Below are 18,739 nucleotides of genomic sequence, written 5' to 3' on the forward strand. Positions count from 1 at the left end.
CGCAGTTTGGGGTTGGGTTTTTGAAAACCGCAATCCACAAGTTATATGGAAATAAATACCTTATAAAGCATAGCTTGTTCTCCTGCTTATGAACATTAGTCGGTTAAAGAATCCACCCACGCGTCGACAGATATTACCTCGGCCTGTTGGGGGAACACCTTCTCGGTTAACACGCGATGAACCTCGGTGTCGGCATCGATACAGGCGTCAGAAAGCACAGTAAGGGCAAAATCCTTATCTGCTGCTTCCCGCAAAGTCGAAAGAACGACCCCGCTTGTGGCGATGCCGCTAAGAATGAGCGTGTCGATTTGGCGGGACCGAAGGATGACCTCAAGGTCACTTCCGGCGAACGCGCTCACTCGAACCTTCGTCACAATCGGCTCGCCTTCTTGAGGCTGCACGGCTTCATGAATCTGCATCATCGCTTCTGGAGCCGCCACACCTCCGGATCGACTGGCAATGCCCCCAAACATTTTGTTTCTAGCACTAATCTCGGGATAACCTGCACGAAAAGCAACACGTACGTAAATAACAGGAATAGCGTGGCTGCGTGCCGCTTCAATCGCTTTTTGGAACGGAAGCAGTGCCCCCGCGCCAGCTGCGTACCGCGACACAACGCTATTTTGCATATCCATGACCAACAGCGCGCTTTTGCTCGGTGAATTTTGCATATGTTTTTAATCTCCCACTTTCTCATCATAAACGGAGGATGCATTCCGTTTTTATTATTATACGGAGAACATTCTCCGTTTGTCAACAAATCGCTATTGATGTAATATTTATAAAGAGGTGTTATTCAAAAATGTCTAAAAAAAATATTCCAGCTGGAGACGCTGACCCTACAGTGTCCTTCATCGCCGCTCCCCCCGAGAAGGCATTGCGGGCAGATGCCAAAAAAAATCGGGATCATCTGCTCCATATCGCCCATCAGGTTTTTATGACCGAAGGCATCTCCGTCTCGATGGATGAAATCGCAAGGCGTGCCGGTGTGGGGGTAGGAACCGTCTATCGGCATTTTCCAACGAAGGAAGATTTGTTTGGGGCCGTCATTGTCAGCCACAAGGCGCGGCTTATGGAAGAAGCCCAGCAATGGCTTGACCACGACGATCCGGGCGAAGCGTTCTTTCAATATTTTGCAACCATTATACGCGAGGGGATTGCAAACAAGGCGATCACCGATGCCCTTGTCAGCAGTCTGAATGTAGAGGCTGGTCGTTCGGACGTTGCGCGAGATTTTTGGCAAGGGATCGACAAGCTGCTCGCCCGTGCCAAGCAAAACGGCTCCGTTCGGGCGGATGCTCGCCTTGAGGATATCAAAATGCTGCTTATTGGCATTTTGCAAGCGACCGGGGACGGCGGTACTTTTCCAGACCGTGTCGTGTCGATCCTATGCGACGGTCTTCGCGGGTAAGCAAAAAATAACCGCTTGCCATTCCAGAGAAGGCAAGCGGTTATTCTTTTTACCCTAAACTACTTTTATTGAATAAGCTCCAGCAGCTCCGTCACGCTGGCTTCGTACTGCGGCTTGAACTGCTCTGATTCCATATATTTGATCACACTGGACAAAAACTGTTTTCCTTCCGGTGTTTCTAGCACCTTATCCGCGTCGAGCGAGCAAATAAGCAGCTTGCCTTTTCCTACGCGGCATTCGAACAGAAAACCTAATTTGTGATTGCGCTCAAAATTGTCGATGGTCTGTACGATAGGGCTCCATTCTTTGCTCGTACCGTCCATAATAATCGACTTTGAATGGGATACGATGCTCCACCAAGGATAAGTTGAATGCGGCTCGCACGGAAAGTCCCGGAAGACCGGGTGGCTGTTGTCGACGAGAAGCCCCATTGTGCCGACGGGAACCGGACGGTTCATGCTCTCCGAGATGGACCGAAACATCGGGTAGCACCAGAAATCGGTACTATAGAAGCCTTCGATACCATGGCTTATATGCTCCGGCTTCGGCATCAGCCATACCTTCTCTCCTTGCTTTAATAAAGCAAGAGCCTCAGCCGTAAGCGACTCAAAACGATGGACTTTGGACAGCTCCGCTTCAACCTGCTGCGGATAAATCCAGAGGTCATAGGACTTGCGAATATCCGTCTCCAAAATCCGCAGGGAAAGCACAGCTTTGGTCATCACATCAACAGCGGGCATTTCAATGCTCAGGTCGCAAATATCAATGTCATTTTGCTCCTCCCATATTTCCACCTCAGCCGTACCGGACGCCAGTACCCCCTGTCCATCCGCCAGCTCCCACTGGAGCTTGATTGCACCGGGCGGCTGATTTCTATACCAGCACAATTCCACATGAGCCTCAAAGCGTTCGGTCGACGTATAGTTGTATTTAGCAAACCTCGCCATAAGGACGGCATCGCTGCAGAAGGTCCGCCATTCCTCAGGCGTAATCAACCCCTTGGAATCCATAAAGGCATCTAATATGCCAACGAGCGCCGTTCCTTGTCCACTAAAATCCTGAAGGTCGAGCAATTGAAAGCCGGCAAGCTTTCTGGAGCGAAAAGCAGCTTCCAGCTCTTCCTTATAACAGGCTACTGCCAGCTGCCCTGAGCTTTCAAAGTATGGGCTGGCCAGATGATCCAGCCCTTTCTCCCTGAGGCGCTCTTGGAAAATGATAAAATTTTCCGCTTTCAGCGAGCCTGTATACTTCTCTATTTCTCCATAGTTCGGATACGTTGCGTATTGCCCAATCTCATGGGAAATGACCGGAATGTGGGGAATCCATTCCCCCGAGGCGTCGCCGAGCTGGACAGCTTTCGCTTCCGTGCCGTACTGGATTTGAATAACGCCCCCTGCATCACCCGACGCGCCCTCGTTATGATGAAAATCTGGCGGCACAATTTGATCGTCATAATCCTTTAACGTACCTGGAACGTCGGTCTGAACATGGCCTAGCGGAGCATCACACATTGCATAAGAACCTCTGAACAGCCGCTCCTTCGAGAAACGCACCCCGCAGAAGAAATCATCATGTTCAAGAATAGCAGGAGAAAATTGATGATTATTGGAGCCTTGTGTATACAACGGCCTGCTGTCGAACGCTTTATAGGCTTGTAAAATCGCATCGATTTTGGCTCTGCTGCCCCACAGCTCATTGCCCAGCGACATCATGACAAAGGACGGATGATTGCCGAACGCCTTGAGAATAGCATACCCCTCGCTAATCAAGTAGTCTTGCTCCGCCTGGTTATGGCGCTCATCTGATGCTTCGGTAATCGTTCCCCAGAAAGGCAGCTCCGGTTCCATGTAAATCCCCAGCATGTCCGCTGCGGTAAACGCAGCCTCAGGCGGGCAGCACGTATGAAAACGATAATGGTTAATGCCATAGGACTTGGAAATGCCAAGAATTCTCAGCCATTCCTCGACATCCGTCGGCGCATAACCCGTCAGCGGAAAAATCAATCCGTCATGCTTGCCCCGAAGGAACGTTTTGCTGCCGTTAATTGTAAATTTATTTCCATCCGTTCTAAATTCCCGCAGGCCGAAGCTTCGCTGCTGCTGGTCAACGATTTCGCCTTTCTCATCCTTCAAACAGATGCTTACGGTATACAAATGAGGAGTGGCTTCGCTCCATAGCAGCGCGTCCTGCCCCAAAGCATATTCAAGCGAAATGGTCTGCGAAGTGAAGCTATACTCCTTCTCCGCCACCGTATGCACGTTTTCAGAGTTCCAACTGGCTGCGGATACCGTTAGGCTGCCGCTGAGCGCTCCCTGCACACCAGCTTCCACCTTCACGGAGCGCGCGGACAAATTCGGATAGAGCTGGATATCGGTCAGGTACGATTCGCTATAAAATTGAAGCTCGATGCGGCCTGTAATCCCGTTCCAATTGGTCTGTGTATCAGGGGAAGTCATATGGCCGCCCTTCGTTGGATAATCCGTATTGTCGACACGGATAGTAATCGTCTGCGGGCCGCTCTGAAGCAGTCCTGTCAATTCGTAGAGATGCGGCGTATTCAAGCTGTCACGCGAGCCTACCTCGCGGTCGCCCACCCATACCGTCGTCATTCTCGTTCTTTCCAAATAGAGAAAACACGTTTTTTCAGCGAGCCCCTTAGGAATTTCTACCTCTCTCGAATACCATGCATACCCTTCGAACGCATACTCATCGGTCAAGGCCCCTACTAATTTATTTTCGTTCCTCGGACCTTTCCGGGCATAGGATGTCGTTCCGGGCAGCTTGATAGAATCTGTAAACGGCTGCGACAACCCGCTCTTGTCCTTGTCCAGCTGCAGCTTCCATTCGCCCTCTAGGTTGATTTTGGTCAGCAAAATATCACTCCTCATAATAATAATCTCTAAACTCCTGCGGAGTCGTTCCGGTCAGCTTCTTGAATAAAAAGGTGAAGTAGGCCGCCGTTTGAAATCCAACCTGCTCCGACACTTCATATACCTTGATGCTTGGGTCCCGGAGCAGCTCCTTGGCCTTGTTCATACGCGCTTCCTGGACAAAATCAGATATCGTTCGGCCCATTTCTTTTTTGAATAATACGCTCAAATAGCTGGAGTTCAAATGAAACTGCTCCGCCAGTTGCTTCACCGTTACGTTATTATGCAGATGCTCCTCCAAATAACGGGCCACTTTCTGGATCAGGTTATGCTGCTGAACGGTTTGCTCCTTCTGCTTCAGCTGGATATACTGGGCGAGGAAGGCCATTACGACCGTTCTTATTTCCTCCACATCCGTACAGTCAATCATCCGCTGCCACATCAAAATATTCATCTCGGCGTCCGTTTCCTTTGTACGCTTCAATTTGCGGATCAGCTCACTAATTAATCCCATGCCAAAGGCCTGCACATATGAAAAGGACACGGGCTTCTGCGCCAGCAGCATCTCAAACGCATGGTTGAAATAAACGACGGCGTTCTCGCTTTCCCCGCTATCAAGCAGCTTTAAAATTTCCGGAAAATATTCCTCGTACAATCGAAAATCGTGATATTCATTCATTTCAACGTGGTCGAAATACAAAATTTGCCCATAGCCGGCCATTCTGGCGCTTGCCATCATATGCTTGATTTCTTTATATAACAGGGGGATTTCCGACCAAGTTTGGCATTCCCTGCTGATTCCGACGGTAACGGAAGCGTTGTACTGCTCCTTCAGAACATCCTGGATAAAAGAAAGCTGCTTCTCCAGCTTCACACGGTCAATTGGAGAGGCGTTCAATAAAATGACCGCCACTTCGTCCGCTCCGGTCTTGCCGATATACGTGCCTGCAAACTCGGACAGGCCCATTTTGACACATTTGATGAGCCCTTCGCTGAGCATAATTCGCTCCTTGGCGTCATGCGGATTGGACGGAAACAGACGGTCATAGCCGAACAGGAACAGCGTAGCCTGCCAGTCCTCCGACGGCAAATCGAGCAGACGGCACCAGGATTCGAGCAGCTCGTCACTTTGAATCGCACCTTCTATCAAATCCTTGACGTAATGCTCCTGCAGCACCTCATAGCTTTCCGTCATTTTTTCTTTAAGCTTGCTTGTCTCCAGCTCGATATGGTTTCTCTTCTCAAGCGAATCGCGAAATGCAGCAAGCTTCGCTTCCAATTCATCCGTCTTAATCGGCTTGAGAACGTAGGCCTTTGCCCCTAAATGAATCGCTTCCTGGACAAATTCGAATTCGTCGTAGCCGCTTATCATCACCGTCTGCAGGGACGCAAGCTTCGGATAGTCCGACTTGCACTTGGCGAGCAGCTCTATCCCCGTCATTCCTGGCATCGACACGTCGGTGATCAGAACATCCACATGAGCTTCTGCCAGTATGGCAATCGCCTCTTCACCCGATTGTGCGGTCATTGGCTGTTCATACCCTAGCGCTTCCCAGTCGATGTGGCGGACAAGTCCTTGAATCTGCATCGGCTCGTCATCAACGATCAGTGCTTGCATCATGCTCCATCCCCCTTTTTAATTTCAGGAGCTTCCTTGCAGATCGGAATATGAATGGTCACGGCCGTCCACTCATCCTCCATGCTTTCAATTTCAAAACGTCCCTCTTGGCCAAAATAGAGCGCCAGCCGCTCGCGTATATTGTTCATTCCGAATCCGTTTTTCGTACCGATATAGCTGCCTGTCTTGATTCGCTCCAGCTTCTCGCGCGCAATGCCCTTCCCATTATCAAAAATCTGAAACGCAATGGCATCCTCTGTTTTGTTGATCATGATCTGTATAAAGGCACCCTTCCTTGTTGTAATACCGCCATGCAAATAGCAATTTTCCACTATGGGCTGCAAAATGAGCTTAATCGTATACAAATCAAGAACGTCCGTCTCCACCTGCCATTCTACGTGCACCTGATCGGGATAACGCAGCTGCTGGATTTCGACATAAGCCTTTAGATGCTCAAGCTCATCACGAATACGGGTCACATTAACGCGGTTATTGAGGGCCAGCCGATAAAAGGTGGTCAGGGCATCGATCGTCCGAATTTGAATGTCATCCTTCACGTCCATGGCACGCCAGCGGATCAGGCTTAAGGAATTATAAATAAAATGCGGATTGATCTGCGCCTGCAGCGCTTTGAAGGACTGCTCGCGTTCTTTTAAAATCGCCTCTGTATGCTCTTCCACCAGCCTTCTGAGGCGTCCAGACATCGAATTAAATAGAACCTCCAGCTCTCCCAGCTCATCGTTGTCCCGGTTTCTCACCGTCGCTTCAAAATAACCTTCGGAAATATCCATCATGCGGGTTCCCAGCTTGCGTATCCGCCAGATGACGTTTTTGAGCACAACCATAATGAGAAAGGTCGATAAAAGGAGAAAAAAAGCGATGCCGCCCACTATATAGTAGAAAATTCGTTTGGACTGCTCCTCCAGCCGATCCAGATGCACAAGCGCCGCGACCGTCCAGCCGGAATTGATTTTCTGCCTGATTAATACCATGCCATCAACAGTTACGACCGAGCCTTCCGGACTGCTCCAATACTCGCTTAAGGAGGATTCGGACAAACGGCTGCCGATCTCATTGGACTCTGAGGAGGCGATGATCTGCTCATCGCTGTCTACGATGAACATTTCCCCCGCGCCGTCAAACGGATGGTCAAACGACTCAGCAAATACTTCATTATAATTAAGCCGCAAATAGACGATGCCGTAGACGTCCCCGTACGTATTTAAAATTTTGTGCGAAACTACGAGCCGGGTTTTATCGTCGAGCGCATTCGTCCAGGTGAGGTTGTCCGGCGATTGAAGTCTTCCCTTGTACCATTCCTGTTCGATTAAGCCCGAAAGTTTTCGGTCTCCTGGTTTCCATAGAAGCCCGCCGTCCTGTACCAGCGTGTCGTTCGTATGGTAGATGCGGAAATTTTCGATTCCGGGCAAATATTTGCTCGTAAATAAGAAAGCTCGATCCACATATTGAACGGTAGCGTACTGTTCGGAAATGTCCTGATAGTCTCTCGATAATCTGGAAACCAGCTCACCGTCAGTCGCTGTCCGCGTAGCAAGCAGATCATAGCTCTGCTTGCGGAACTCAATGCTTTGGGCGTTCTGGCGAACAGCCTCCTTAATCGTGAGCATATAGTTGCCCCGGACAATATGCAGCGTCATATACCCTGCTCCGATAGCCAGCAGGACGGTCGGAAGAAATACAATAACCCCATAAAACAGCACAATTTTCTTTCTCATATTCATGGAGCGGGTCATACGAATGATCCATTGCTCTAAACGTTGTCTCAGCCTCATCTGCCACTCCTCCATGAACTGCAAAGGGAGCCCCCTTCCTAATAGGAAGGGATGCTCCGCCCATTCTTTATTTTATTGTCCTGCTTTTACTTGCTTATTTTACTTTCTCACTTTACTTGCTCCTTGTAAGATGCAAGCCATTCCTCTTTTACCTCGCTCCAGTGGCCGCGCTTCTCCAGAGCTTCCTGGAACTTCGTCCATTCCGTCTCAAATTGGCCGCTATCTTTTGCCATCAGCAGCTTGGCTCTATATTCCTTGCGAATATTTTCGATTTCCGGGGAATATTTCTCCCATAGGCCGCCAGCCTTCATTTCAATCAAATCATACGGCTCGGCAACCCGGATACTTCCCATTTTACCGATCGCCTCGGTGAATTTGATCGTTTTGGCTGCTCCTGCTTTCCCGCCATCCGCTGTGTTCCACCACGGATACCACTCGTTGCTGTAGGAAGAAGCCATGTACAGCTCCGGCGTAACCTTCGCTTTTTGGGCCGCATCACCCGAATTCCGGCTTGTTTTATAAGCTTCATCCGTGAACTGCCATTTCCCAAGCGGCTGGTCAACCCAATCCCAGTACAGTCCAACTGGCCCTTCATTAATGACATGCTGTTGTTCAGGCTTCGGCTGCAGTGTGTAATCAAAAAACTTTAAAATCGCTTCCAGGTTTTTTGTATTGGAGCTGACATACACATCATATCCCGGATTCGGATTAACGACCTGATTGATGCCGACTTTCTCTACGCCTTGGACTTTAGGGAAAGGAACGACTTCATAAAACCATCCCGGCTCCGTAGGACCGTCAAGCGTCTCCCATACGGAGGTTGGAATATTCCAGAAGCTTCCCGCATTTAGCGCGACACGTCCCGATTTATTTTTTTCATTATATTGCTCTTTTTTATTCGTCACGACCTCTGGGTCAATCAGCTTGGCGACGTACATTTTGTTCATCCACGCATAAGCCGCCTTAAAGTTCGGATCATCGTAAGCGAATACAAAATCATCGCCTTTTTTCTCGATTCCCCTGCCACCCGTCGTGACGCCAAAGGCGGTGAGAATTGCGTTCTCATCGCTCCAGCTGAGCGTATCATTCGTATCCATTAGAAACGAAAGGGGAAGCAGCGTTTTGCCTGACGCATCCTTTTGCTCAGCCGCTTTTTTCAGAAAAGCCTCTACGCCTTCAATAGTAGCCAGATCAGCTATGGTCATGCCAACGCTTTCCAGCACATCCGTTCTGACTGACCATCCTTGCGATGCCCAGCCCGGCCATGGATCTTCAGGATTTTGGTCAAACCAGGTCGGAATCGACCAAATATGTCCGTCCGCATCCTTCATCAATTCGAGATACTGCTTCGGAATCGCAGCCAGCCCCGGATATTTATCCGGCATATCGAAATACTGCTCCAAAGACATCAGCTGCTTCGAGCGGTTCATGGCGCTCTTCACCGTTTCATTTCGGCCAAAAATCGCTGCATCCTCAAAGCCGCCTGTGTTAATTTTCAAATTAAGCGCTGTCATTGCATCGCCCTGTGTCGTCTCCAGCTTAACATCAACACCCGGCTCTTTCTCGCGCCAATACTTCTGGACCAAGCTGTCATTATTCGTTGTTGCCGTCCATCCCAGCCACAGATTGAACGAGGTTGAACCGCCAGCTGCCGCGCTGCCTGTATCGGTGCTGCTTGGCTGATTGTTTGTAGAATTCGAACAACCCGCCATTACGGTCAGCGATACGGCAACGGTTAATGCCGTTAAGAAACGCTTTTTAGATTTCACTGTCATACTCCCCCTATACAAGATTGTACTTCAAATCGGTATATAAATGTTGCTCTAATACCCGAATAATCAGCCTTTGACCGAGCCCACAAGAACTCCTTTGACAAAGTATTTTTGCAAAAACGGATAAACACAAAGAATAGGAATTGCACTGACCATTACAACCGCCATTTTAATCGACATCAGCGTAATATTTTGCAGCTGCGAGCTTCTCGCCAGCGCCTCCTGATTCGTGTTGGAGCCGAGTACGGCAGACAAATCCGACGCAGCTAGGAGCTGCTGCAAGAAGGTTTGAACGGGAATCAATTCCTGCTTCGTAACGAAGAAGGCGCCCGCGAACCAATCATTCCAATGGCCGACTGCCGTAAACAAGCCTAGTGCAGCCAGCATCGGTTTGGATAGCGGAATAATCATCTGCATTAAAATTCGCAGCGGTCCAGCTCCATCTAGTTCAGCGGATTCCACCAGCGCCTCCGGTATGCCCTGAATAAATTTCAGCATGACGAACATGTTCCAGACGGAGAAGAGGCCCGGCAGAACGTATACCCAGAACGAATTAATCAAGCCCAGATTGTTGAGCTGAATGTAGTACGGAACCAAGCCGCCGCTGAACAGCATCGTAATCAGAATATAGCCGAGAATGGTGCCTCTAAAAGGAAGTCCGCGATAGGACAATCCGTACGCCACAAGCAGCGTAACGAGCAGTCCGCCAACCGTCCCAATGATGGTCCTGCCAATCGTGATCAGATAAGAATTCCGAATAATCTCATTGCCAAGTACGATCTCATAATTAATAAGGGTAAAATTCCGCGGCCATAAGTAAACCCCGCCCTTGGCAGCATCTGCGCCGTCATTCAAAGATATGGCCAGCATATACAAAAACGGATAAAGCACGGATACACACAGCAGGCCGAGCAGCGCTATGATGACGTATTGGGCAATATTTTCACCTTTGCTCATCTTCATACGCCATCACCATAATCCTTCGCCGTTTATTTTTCTTGAAAACTGATTCGTCCCCACGACTAAAATCAGACTGATAATCGAGGAAAGCAAACCAACCGCAGTTGCCATGCCAAAGTAGCCTTGCTGCAGGCCGCTGCGTAAAATATACGTATCCAGCACGTCGGCCACTTCCTGGTTAGCTGAATTCATGAGCGGATAAATTTGATCCATGCCCACGGTAATCAAGCTTGGAATACTCAAGATCAGGACGATCGAGATCGTCGGCAGCATGCCCGGAATCGTAATGTGGCGAATTTGGGATAGCTTGCCTGCGCCCTCTACCTTGGCGGATTCATAGAGCTGCGGGTCAATCGTCGTAATCGCTGCCAAATAAAGAATCGTATTCCAGCCTGTTTCTTTCCACAAGCCGCTTAACACCACCATCGGCCGGAACCATTCCGTCGAGCCCAAGAAGAAGATGGAGTCCCCACCCGCTTGATTGATAAACTGGTTGACCAGGCCGCTGTCGAGCGTCAAAAAGGATTGAAGAATGTAGGCTACTACAATCCATGAGAAGAAGTGAGGCAGGTAGCTGACCGATTGAACGAAGCGCTTGAACACTGGCCGGGTCACTTCATTAATCAGCAGAGCCAGCAGGATAGGTGCCGGAAAGCCGAAGACAAATTTCAACACCGATATATAGAGTGTATTTTTGACTACAGTAAAAAACTGGGGGTCTTGAATAAAGGAAAAATTATCTAAACCAACCCAAGCACTATTCCATATGGATGTTCCGATTTGGAAATCCCGGAATGCAACCTGTATCCCTACCATAGGGATATAGTTGAAAAGCAGCAGCAGGACCACGCCCGGTAAAATCATTAAATATTGCCATCGATACTTATAAAGCTTTGCGTACAATCTGCATCCCTCCTTGGTCTTTCTATCATAAAGGTAAATTCGGAGCACTCCTACGCAACAGCGATTGGATATCTATCGTTCTGATTAGAATTCATAACGAAAAGGCTTCGCCCCATGTAAAGGAGACGAAGCCTTTTTGCAATTATTACTACTGAGCCGAAACATTTACACTATCCATATTCGGTCCCTCTGTACCCGTCGTTACAACTTTTAAAATATTGTTCCCGCTGCTCATGGATACCTGAATCGTTTTCTCACCCCAGATTGTCCAGCTGCCGGTCGCTGTAAAGGCAGCATTGCTGATTACCTTCGTCCCGTTAACATAAATATCCAAACTTCTCGTCCCTGACTCCAGCGCATACCGGAACTTTACATTTTTAGTTCCCGTTACCGCAGCATAGATGCTGTTCCACTGAATGGCTGCATCGGTTGCAGCATTAAAGTTGACATATCCGCTGCCGCTATAGCCTGTATTGATAGTTTCTACTGCGGAGCTGGTCAATGTTGTACCCGTCTCCGCTTCATAAGTGGTACCGCTGCTGCTGCCTCCACCGCTGCCTAATTCAGCTACAAAGGTTGTAACACTCTGGGCCGGAAGCTGGCCTGTAAAGGAACCGGCCGACACATTAATCGACGATCCGGCTGCAAGATTTCTAGTGCTGTCTGTTACCCATGAAGATACCGTTGATGCATTCCCGTTCTGCAGGACAAATTTCTGATTGACTGCCGAGGTGCCTTTGTTGATGGCAACAATAACCACCTTGTTGTCGCCTTTATATGCAGAGGTGAACACGTTTGTTTCAGGGCTCTTCGATGCATCAACCCTTACATAGCCAGGACGAACGAATTTGGAAAAATGAGCCATGTTATAACCGCGTTTGCTGATCGTGCCGTCCTCTTTCATCGGGCCGTATTGTCTGCGGATATACCACCATACATAGGCTTGGAAATCTCCTTCAACCATAGCACTGTGAATATGATGGGAAACATCCAATGCCTCGGGCCAGAGATCCGCCGAGTTGTTGTTACTATTTGGATAGTATACTTCCGTCATCCAGAGCTCTTTGCCCGCTCCTTTTTGTTTGAACAGAGGATAAGCGAAATTGTTAACGCTTGTACCATAAAGATGAGCACCAAGAATGTCCATATTGGCAAGAGCCTGCGGATCATTCAGAATAGGGTCTGACATATTTTTCAGGTATTGAAAGGACTCCGGTGCCATGACCTTCGTATTTTGAATGGATCCCGCATTTTCTTTCATAAAGCGAAGCATCTCTTGTGGGGTCCACCATGTCCAGTCATGCGCGTAGTCTGGCTCATTTTGGACCGAAATCGCATACAGGTTCACACCGTTATTTTTCATGTACGTGACAAAATCATTAAGATGCTGCGCATACGCAGCGTACTTATCGTATTTAAGCCGTTTGGCTGCAGTATCACCATTTTTATTGAAGGTCTCGATCATACTGCTAGGAGGATTCCATGGCGAAGCAAAGACGAGTGCGCCTTGCTCTATCGCACGTTTGGCAGTCGGCACTTCTCTGTACCAATTATTGCTATCACCGTCTACAAAGATTCTTAGAACAGAAAAGCCCAACTGATTTTGTCCATTGCCAAATGCGGTTTCTCTTTGGGCCGCTGTCAGGTCCCCAATCCAAGCCGGGTGGTTAATTCCTCCAAAGCCTCGTATCAATTGTTTTTCTGCCGATAAATTAATGACTGCATCACTTGCTGCTGAAACCTTAGGAGGAGCTGGCACGGTTAATACTAACGGAAGCGCAGTTAAACATGCCAATAAGACAAACATTGATTTTTTCAGACTTGAGATCATTGTTTTCATCTCCTTATAATATTAATTTTTCCTATAAACTTATCCGGTTGTTTAAACAACCGTCTGACCACCCCCTTTTTCAGCTATGAAGCTGCATTTTGCCTTAAGCAGTCATTATCCGTATCATTCAGCCCTTAACACCGCCGAGGGTCATCCCTTGAACAAAATATTTCTGCAGGAACGGATAGACCATCAGAATGGGAATGCTGGCAATGATCGTCATAGTAGCCCGGATCGAAGTCGGCGTCACCATCGTTCCGCTGTCGCCCGCCGCTTGATAGATATCCCCAGCCGTGGCCGTGGCCGCCGTCGTGGATGTTTGCAAAATTTTCATCAGTTCGTACTGCAGCGTGCTTAATTGGATATTGGAGGAATTGTACAGAAACACATCAAACCAGGAGTTCCATTGCCCTACCGCTACAAACAGCGATACGGTAGCCATGACTGGAACGGTCAGCGGCAATACGACGCGGACGAAAGTAGTGAATTCTCCTGCACCGTCGATCCGTGCCGATTCAAGAATGCCTTCCGGCAGACCTTCAATGAAAGAACGGATGACGATCATGTTGAACACCCCAATCACGCCCGGAACAATATAAACCCAAAAGGAGTTAATCAGGCCCAAATCCCGAATAAGCAAATAACCGGGAATCAAACCTCCGCTGAAATACATCGTAAACACGAAAAACATCGTAACAAACTTGCGCAGCACGAATCCCTGTCGGCTGACGGTATAGGAGAGCATCGCTGTGCAAAATACGGCCACCACAGTTCCAATAATCGTACGCAGCGCCGATATGAGCGTAGCGTGATAAACGTCGGATTCTCCGAAAATATACTTGTAATTATCCATCGTCCATTCCCGTGGCCATAAATAAATCCCGCCCCTAATGGCGTCGTTAGCATCATTAAAGGAAACGGCAATCATATTGACGAACGGGTAAATCGTGACAATCATCAGCCCTATCATCAATAGGATGTTGCAGCTATCAAACACTCGGTCCCCAAAGCTGGAAGTGCGTAAACGGGACGTTTTTCCTTTTTGCATGGCGTAGCTCCCCTTTTAAAATAATCTGCTTTCCCCCATTTTCTTGGCAATAAAGTTAGCGGAGAAAAGGAAGATGAAGCTGACTACCGTTTTGAATATACCGGCCGCCGTTCCTAAGGAGAAGTTGCCTGTCCCCATACCATACTTCAGCACGAATATGTCGAGATTCTCCGAATAATCCATGTTCATTCCGTTGCCCAGCAAATATTGCGGCTCAAATCCAGCTTCAAGAATATTTCCCATGTTCATGATTAGCAGAATGATGATTACGGGCTTCATTCCGGGAAGCGTTATGCTGACTATGCGCTGAAGCCTACCCGCTCCATCCATTTCAGCTGCTTCATATTGGGAAGGATCGATCGCACTAATGGCGGCCAAATAAATAATCGTGCTCCAGCCCACCTCTTTCCAAACCTCAGTCGCCCCGAGAATTCCCCAGAAATATTCCCCCTTGCCCATCCACAGCACCGGGCTATCCATGAGATGGAGCTTCTTCAGCAGCAAATTAATGATGCCATCCGGAGATAAAACCGTCAGAACAATGCTTGACGCCACTACCCAAGAAATAAAATGCGGCAAATAGCTGACGGTCTGAACGAACCGTTTAAAAAAGATATTTTTCAGCTCATTCAGCAGAAGAGCCAATGTAATCGCCGTAACGAAGCCCAGTACTAATTTGATAGAGCTCATCACCAGAGTATTTCGCAGCACACGATAGAAGGTACTGTCCGCGAATAAGAGGTTGAAATGATGCCATCCTACCCATTCCTGTTCCCCGAAGGATTTTGCCGGCTTGAAGTTTTGAAAGGCCATAGTCCAGCCCCAAAGCGGTAAATATTTAAAAATAAAAGCCCAGAGGACGAACGGAATACACATAAACGCTAGCGTTTTCTGCTGAATAAGGCGATGATAAAACAGCTTTATTTTATTTTTATCTGGTCTATCAACACCTCGCTTAGCTCTACTCACCATTTGCCTGCAACGCGATCTTTTACAATCTTGGTCATCGTATTCTCATAGGTGTTCTTGCCCAGCTTGTTCAGCTCGCTGATATACTCCTCCCACAGCTTGTCGAAATTGGACGGTACCTCCATAACCAGAGCAGGCAAATATCTTCTTTGCAGGTCATCGGACTTCATTGTGAAAATTTGTTCAGGAGAACCTTGCTCCAGCGCGATGGACCATGCCGGGAACCATGGACGTGCTTCGGGTTTGGAAAACATCTCGCTGAACGTCTCGACGCCATAAGCGTTCAGAATCGTTTTATCGCCTTCGGTATACGAGGCATAGGCTACCTCTGGCTGATTGCCGGGGCTAAAGGCATTGCCGTCTGATAGGGTGGACTCCCCGCCATAACGCGGCCAGTCTGTTCCGAAGTAGGTAAAACCAAAAGTACGACTGAGCTCAAGATCATCATGGTATTTGCGCTGCTCATCGCTCGCGTAATAAAAACGGCCATTGTCATCTACACTATAGGTTTGATCCTTGATCCCCCATTGAACGAGGATTTGATTTTCTTCCTTCAGCAAATGATCGAAGTATTTAATGATGCGAATGGGATCTTTGGCTTTGATGGAAATGCCGACCGCGTAGTTGGCGACAAATCCTGGCGGATCCATGTACTGATCTTTTATGCCTTTGTCGAATACAATCGGAAGCGGAGCATAACGCTTCTCGTCAATGCCAGCCGCCAACAGGTTTTTGGAAGCATCCCCCACCTGCCATCCATAGTTAAAGTAGCCAAGTACACGTCCTGAGGTCAGCTTGGCCAAGTATTGATCCTTATTCATTGTAAAAGATTCTGGATCAAACAATTTTTCAGCGTTCACTTCGTTCAGCTTCTGAATCCATCTTTTCTGATAGTCGGTTCCTGCCACAACCTTGGCCTCATGGGTTTCCATATCGACCATGACACTGCCGTCGTTAGGATATCCCGCAAGATGCATCGCAGGATTTTGCAGCGTAAAGAAGTTATTCGCGACGCCGGCAAGGGAAACGAATCCGATCGTATCCGCGCCATCGATTGTCGGATGTTTCTCCCTGTATTGCTTGATTAGATCAAAATATTCATCCAATGTGGTGATCTTCGGATAGTTGAACTCCTTCAGCACCGAACGCTGGATCCAGAAGGCTCCCCCGCCAATATTGGGACTGCCGATATACTCGCCCTGATTGGCCGTATACGGCAAGGTGTAAACTTTCCCGTCCTCCTGCCGCATCTTATCGAGGTAAGGTCCGTATACGCGTTTGATGTTGGGCCCATACTCCTCAATCAAATCATCGAGCGGGATGTAGGCTCCAGCGTCCATCAGCTTCGCCATTTCGCCACTAGAGCTAATCACATCTGGATAATCTCCGCTGGCAATCATGACTCCAGCTTTGGTTGTGCTGTCGCCTACGACGTATTCCAGCTTCCAGTCGACACCGGTTTGCTTCTGCAATTCTTTTCCGATGACCGTTTCACTCGCCAGAGTATCCTTCTTGCCTGTCGAAAAATGATAATACGTAAAGGTCGCCGCCGTATGGTCCTCTCCGCTTGCTGCGGAAGGATCGGATGTGGACTTGCTATTAGAGGCGCTGTTAGGCATATCGTTATCTGCCTTGCTGCATCCTCCAAAAGTCGCCGCCAATAAAATAACCAATCCAGCGATTACTGCCTTGCTTTTGGACATTTCAACTAATTCCCCTTCCATTGACAAATTTGTAAGCCCTTTCAATATATCAAGAAAACGCTTTCTTGATTACCCGACAAAGCATACCTTCTTCTTTGAAAATCATACCGATCCTTTTCAATCTGTTAGGGCTGCCCAGCTTCAAGCGGCAGAGTGATTTCTATTCGCGTTCCCGTCCCTTCACCCGCACGAATGGCGAAGTCAAAACGATTCTGGTAACACAGCTTTAGACGGTAATAGGCGTTTTTCATGCCAACTCGCTCGCCTATATCGTCATTTTCCTCCAAATACTGAAACAGCTCATCGAGCTTGGCCTGGGACATGCCGATACCATTGTCGTCTAATCTGATATGAAGCTTGTCCTCCCGCTCGGTGACAGAGATCGCAATGATGCCTTTGTCGGGACTCGATTCAATTCCATGGATACTGGCATTCTCCACAAAAGGCAAAATGACCATCTTTGGAATTCGACGGTTAAGTGCTGTCGGATCTGCTACTATGCTGTAGTCCAGCTTGCCGCCAAAGCGGTATTGCTGAATTTCCAGAAAGCTGCCTATCAGCTCCAATTCCTCACGCACCGTCACGTATTTTCGGCTCCAAGAGATGGACTGGCGGAACATTTGAGCCATATGATGGATGATTTTTGCTGTTTCCCGCTCCCCCTTGATGACGCTCCTCATGCGGACAGATTCCAGGGCGTTAAATAGAAAATGGGGATTGATCTGGCTGTGCAAGGCATGAAGCTGCGCCTGCTGCTGCTTCAGCTCCAGATCCTTCTTTTGGATATCCGCAATATAAACCTCATTAATTAAATTATTAATAGTTTCCATCATTCGATTGAATTCCATCGTTAGCTGGCCGATTTCGTCTCTGGCATCTTCGTAGGGAATCGTCTGAAAGGTTTGCGTTTTCACCTTCTTCATATGCTTTAAAATCTGCACCAGCCGTACATGCAGAGACCTCGACATTACAGCAATAATGATAGAGGGCAGCACAAAATTAATGCATGCGAGCCAAATGACAATGGAACGCGAATGGCGGACCTCTCTAAGAAAGACCTCCTCATTTATTACGCCTTGCAGCGTCCACCCCTCCAAATAACTAATTCCATCGTAGGAGACTTCGAACAAACGGGAATTTCTTGGAAGCGCAATGTCCTCAAACCGGACGTTTGCCTGCTGCCATTGTCCTCCCCGTTCATTGCCAAAGCACACCCGTCCCTCAGGGTCGACCAAATAAACCTTGCCGCCAAAGGCGCTGCTCCCGAATTTTTGGGCGAGCAAGTCCATGTTCAAATCGATTTTCACCAGCTGCTCAATACCGCCGGTGTGGTAATTGTTTAACTGTTGAATGAGGCTGAGTTTGTTGTCCGAATAAACAAAAGCCGGATAAAGAGCGGAAGAGGACTTAGACTGGATATACCAGTCGGACTGCCGAAGCGTTTCGGTCAAGCGATCAATATAGCCTGAAGACAAAACAGTGGGGTTATCTGTATACACCTGATACCAGCGGACACCTTGTACGTTTTGATCAGAAAACGCCCCACTCAGATAAGACTGATAAGTATTAATGTAATCCATCTGACTGGAAAAACGTCTGGCAACTGTTTTGTTAAAGATGGGATCAGCATATAGGGAATAGGACAAACCAACGCCTTGGTCAATCGTTACGCGCAAATCGTTTTTGAGATTGTTTAACGCCATGTCCGCATCCCGGGTTTTTTGGCTGCGAATATTGACTGTGGTCACGTTATAGAACACCACATTAGTGACAACGATAGGGATAAATACCGACAGTATGTACATAAGCAGCAGCTTGTCGCGCAGTTTCATGTAGTTCAAATTGAATTTCATCATTGGGG

General features: G+C 48.2%; 13 protein-coding genes. 1 reads left to right on the forward strand and 12 read right to left on the reverse strand.

Translation table 11 applies throughout. From position 1 onward, the window contains the following. Positions 1-95: 95 nt before the first annotated feature. Positions 96-671, reverse strand: coding sequence for a cysteine hydrolase family protein (locus AC6B99_RS05790; RefSeq protein ID WP_496662971.1), 576 nt, complete (start codon positions 669-671; stop codon positions 96-98). Positions 672-802: 131 nt separating this feature from the next. Here AC6B99_RS05790 and AC6B99_RS05795 point away from each other — a divergent pair, with 131 nt between their 5' ends. Continuing rightward, positions 803-1,411: an SbtR family transcriptional regulator gene (locus tag AC6B99_RS05795; RefSeq protein ID WP_494882097.1), complete on the forward strand. Its 609-nt coding sequence runs from the start codon at positions 803-805 to the stop codon at positions 1,409-1,411. 65 nt (positions 1,412-1,476) lie between these two features. On the opposite strand, the gene AC6B99_RS05800 is transcribed toward AC6B99_RS05795, so the two are convergent. The 11 genes from AC6B99_RS05800 to AC6B99_RS05850 all read right to left on the reverse strand — a co-directional run bounded on the left by AC6B99_RS05800 (position 1,477) and on the right by AC6B99_RS05850 (position 18,734). Next, positions 1,477-4,299: a DUF8487 domain-containing protein gene (locus tag AC6B99_RS05800; RefSeq protein ID WP_496662972.1), complete on the reverse strand. Its 2,823-nt coding sequence runs from the start codon at positions 4,297-4,299 to the stop codon at positions 1,477-1,479. Continuing rightward, the gene (locus AC6B99_RS05805) at positions 4,289-5,902 is read right to left on the reverse strand and encodes a response regulator (RefSeq protein ID WP_235533117.1); all 1,614 of its coding nucleotides are present in this window, start codon (positions 5,900-5,902) and stop codon (positions 4,289-4,291) included. Before AC6B99_RS05805 ends, AC6B99_RS05800 begins: the two co-directional genes overlap by 11 nt. Further along, positions 5,899-7,692: a cache domain-containing sensor histidine kinase gene (locus AC6B99_RS05810; RefSeq protein WP_496662973.1), complete on the reverse strand. Its 1,794-nt coding sequence runs from the start codon at positions 7,690-7,692 to the stop codon at positions 5,899-5,901. Before AC6B99_RS05810 ends, AC6B99_RS05805 begins: the two co-directional genes overlap by 4 nt. 107 nt (positions 7,693-7,799) lie before the next feature. Further along, complete coding sequence (locus AC6B99_RS05815) at positions 7,800-9,461, reverse strand: type 2 periplasmic-binding domain-containing protein (protein ID WP_496662974.1); 1,662 nt, start codon at positions 9,459-9,461, stop codon at positions 7,800-7,802. A 69-nt stretch (positions 9,462-9,530) separates the two neighbouring features. Beyond that, entirely contained in the window at positions 9,531-10,427 is an 897-nt protein-coding gene (locus tag AC6B99_RS05820) for a carbohydrate ABC transporter permease (RefSeq protein WP_496662975.1), read from the reverse strand. Positions 10,428-10,433: 6 nt separating this feature from the next. Then, the gene (locus AC6B99_RS05825) at positions 10,434-11,327 is read right to left on the reverse strand and encodes an ABC transporter permease (protein WP_496662976.1); all 894 of its coding nucleotides are present in this window, start codon (positions 11,325-11,327) and stop codon (positions 10,434-10,436) included. A 148-nt stretch (positions 11,328-11,475) separates the two neighbouring features. Then, positions 11,476-13,158: a glucuronoarabinoxylan endo-1,4-beta-xylanase XynC gene (gene xynC, locus AC6B99_RS05830; protein ID WP_496662977.1), complete on the reverse strand. Its 1,683-nt coding sequence runs from the start codon at positions 13,156-13,158 to the stop codon at positions 11,476-11,478. Positions 13,159-13,285: 127 nt separating this feature from the next. Then, positions 13,286-14,206 (reverse strand): carbohydrate ABC transporter permease, encoded by a 921-nt coding sequence (locus tag AC6B99_RS05835; RefSeq protein ID WP_056033384.1) that lies wholly within the window; start codon positions 14,204-14,206, stop codon positions 13,286-13,288. Positions 14,207-14,221: 15 nt separating this feature from the next. Further along, positions 14,222-15,178, reverse strand: coding sequence for an ABC transporter permease (locus tag AC6B99_RS05840; protein WP_056033381.1), 957 nt, complete (start codon positions 15,176-15,178; stop codon positions 14,222-14,224). Continuing rightward, positions 15,172-16,878 (reverse strand): ABC transporter substrate-binding protein, encoded by a 1,707-nt coding sequence (locus tag AC6B99_RS05845; protein ID WP_056033377.1) that lies wholly within the window; start codon positions 16,876-16,878, stop codon positions 15,172-15,174. Before AC6B99_RS05845 ends, AC6B99_RS05840 begins: the two co-directional genes overlap by 7 nt. A 125-nt stretch (positions 16,879-17,003) precedes the next feature. After that, entirely contained in the window at positions 17,004-18,734 is a 1,731-nt protein-coding gene (locus AC6B99_RS05850; protein WP_496662978.1) for a sensor histidine kinase, read from the reverse strand. Between the last annotated feature and the right edge of the window lie 5 nt (positions 18,735-18,739).

The sequence above is a fragment of the Paenibacillus liaoningensis genome (genome assembly GCF_059609455.1).

Excerpts from the sequence above, each read along its gene's own strand:
- AC6B99_RS05790 (WP_496662971.1), bottom strand. The coding sequence starts at position 671 with ATGCAAAATTCACCGAGCAAAAGCGCGCTGTTGGTCATGGATATGCAA.
- AC6B99_RS05795 (WP_494882097.1), top strand. The coding sequence starts at position 803 with ATGTCTAAAAAAAATATTCCAGCTGGAGACGCTGACCCTACAGTGTCC.
- AC6B99_RS05800 (WP_496662972.1), bottom strand. The coding sequence starts at position 4,299 with ATGAGGAGTGATATTTTGCTGACCAAAATCAACCTAGAGGGCGAATGG.
- AC6B99_RS05805 (WP_235533117.1), bottom strand. The coding sequence starts at position 5,902 with ATGATGCAAGCACTGATCGTTGATGACGAGCCGATGCAGATTCAAGGA.
- AC6B99_RS05810 (WP_496662973.1), bottom strand. The coding sequence starts at position 7,692 with ATGAGGCTGAGACAACGTTTAGAGCAATGGATCATTCGTATGACCCGC.
- AC6B99_RS05820 (WP_496662975.1), bottom strand. The coding sequence starts at position 10,427 with ATGAAGATGAGCAAAGGTGAAAATATTGCCCAATACGTCATCATAGCG.
- xynC (WP_496662977.1), bottom strand. The coding sequence starts at position 13,158 with ATGATCTCAAGTCTGAAAAAATCAATGTTTGTCTTATTGGCATGTTTA.
- AC6B99_RS05835 (WP_056033384.1), bottom strand. The coding sequence starts at position 14,206 with ATGCAAAAAGGAAAAACGTCCCGTTTACGCACTTCCAGCTTTGGGGAC.
- AC6B99_RS05840 (WP_056033381.1), bottom strand. The coding sequence starts at position 15,178 with ATGGTGAGTAGAGCTAAGCGAGGTGTTGATAGACCAGATAAAAATAAA.
- AC6B99_RS05845 (WP_056033377.1), bottom strand. The coding sequence starts at position 16,878 with ATGTCCAAAAGCAAGGCAGTAATCGCTGGATTGGTTATTTTATTGGCG.
- AC6B99_RS05850 (WP_496662978.1), bottom strand. The coding sequence starts at position 18,734 with ATGATGAAATTCAATTTGAACTACATGAAACTGCGCGACAAGCTGCTG.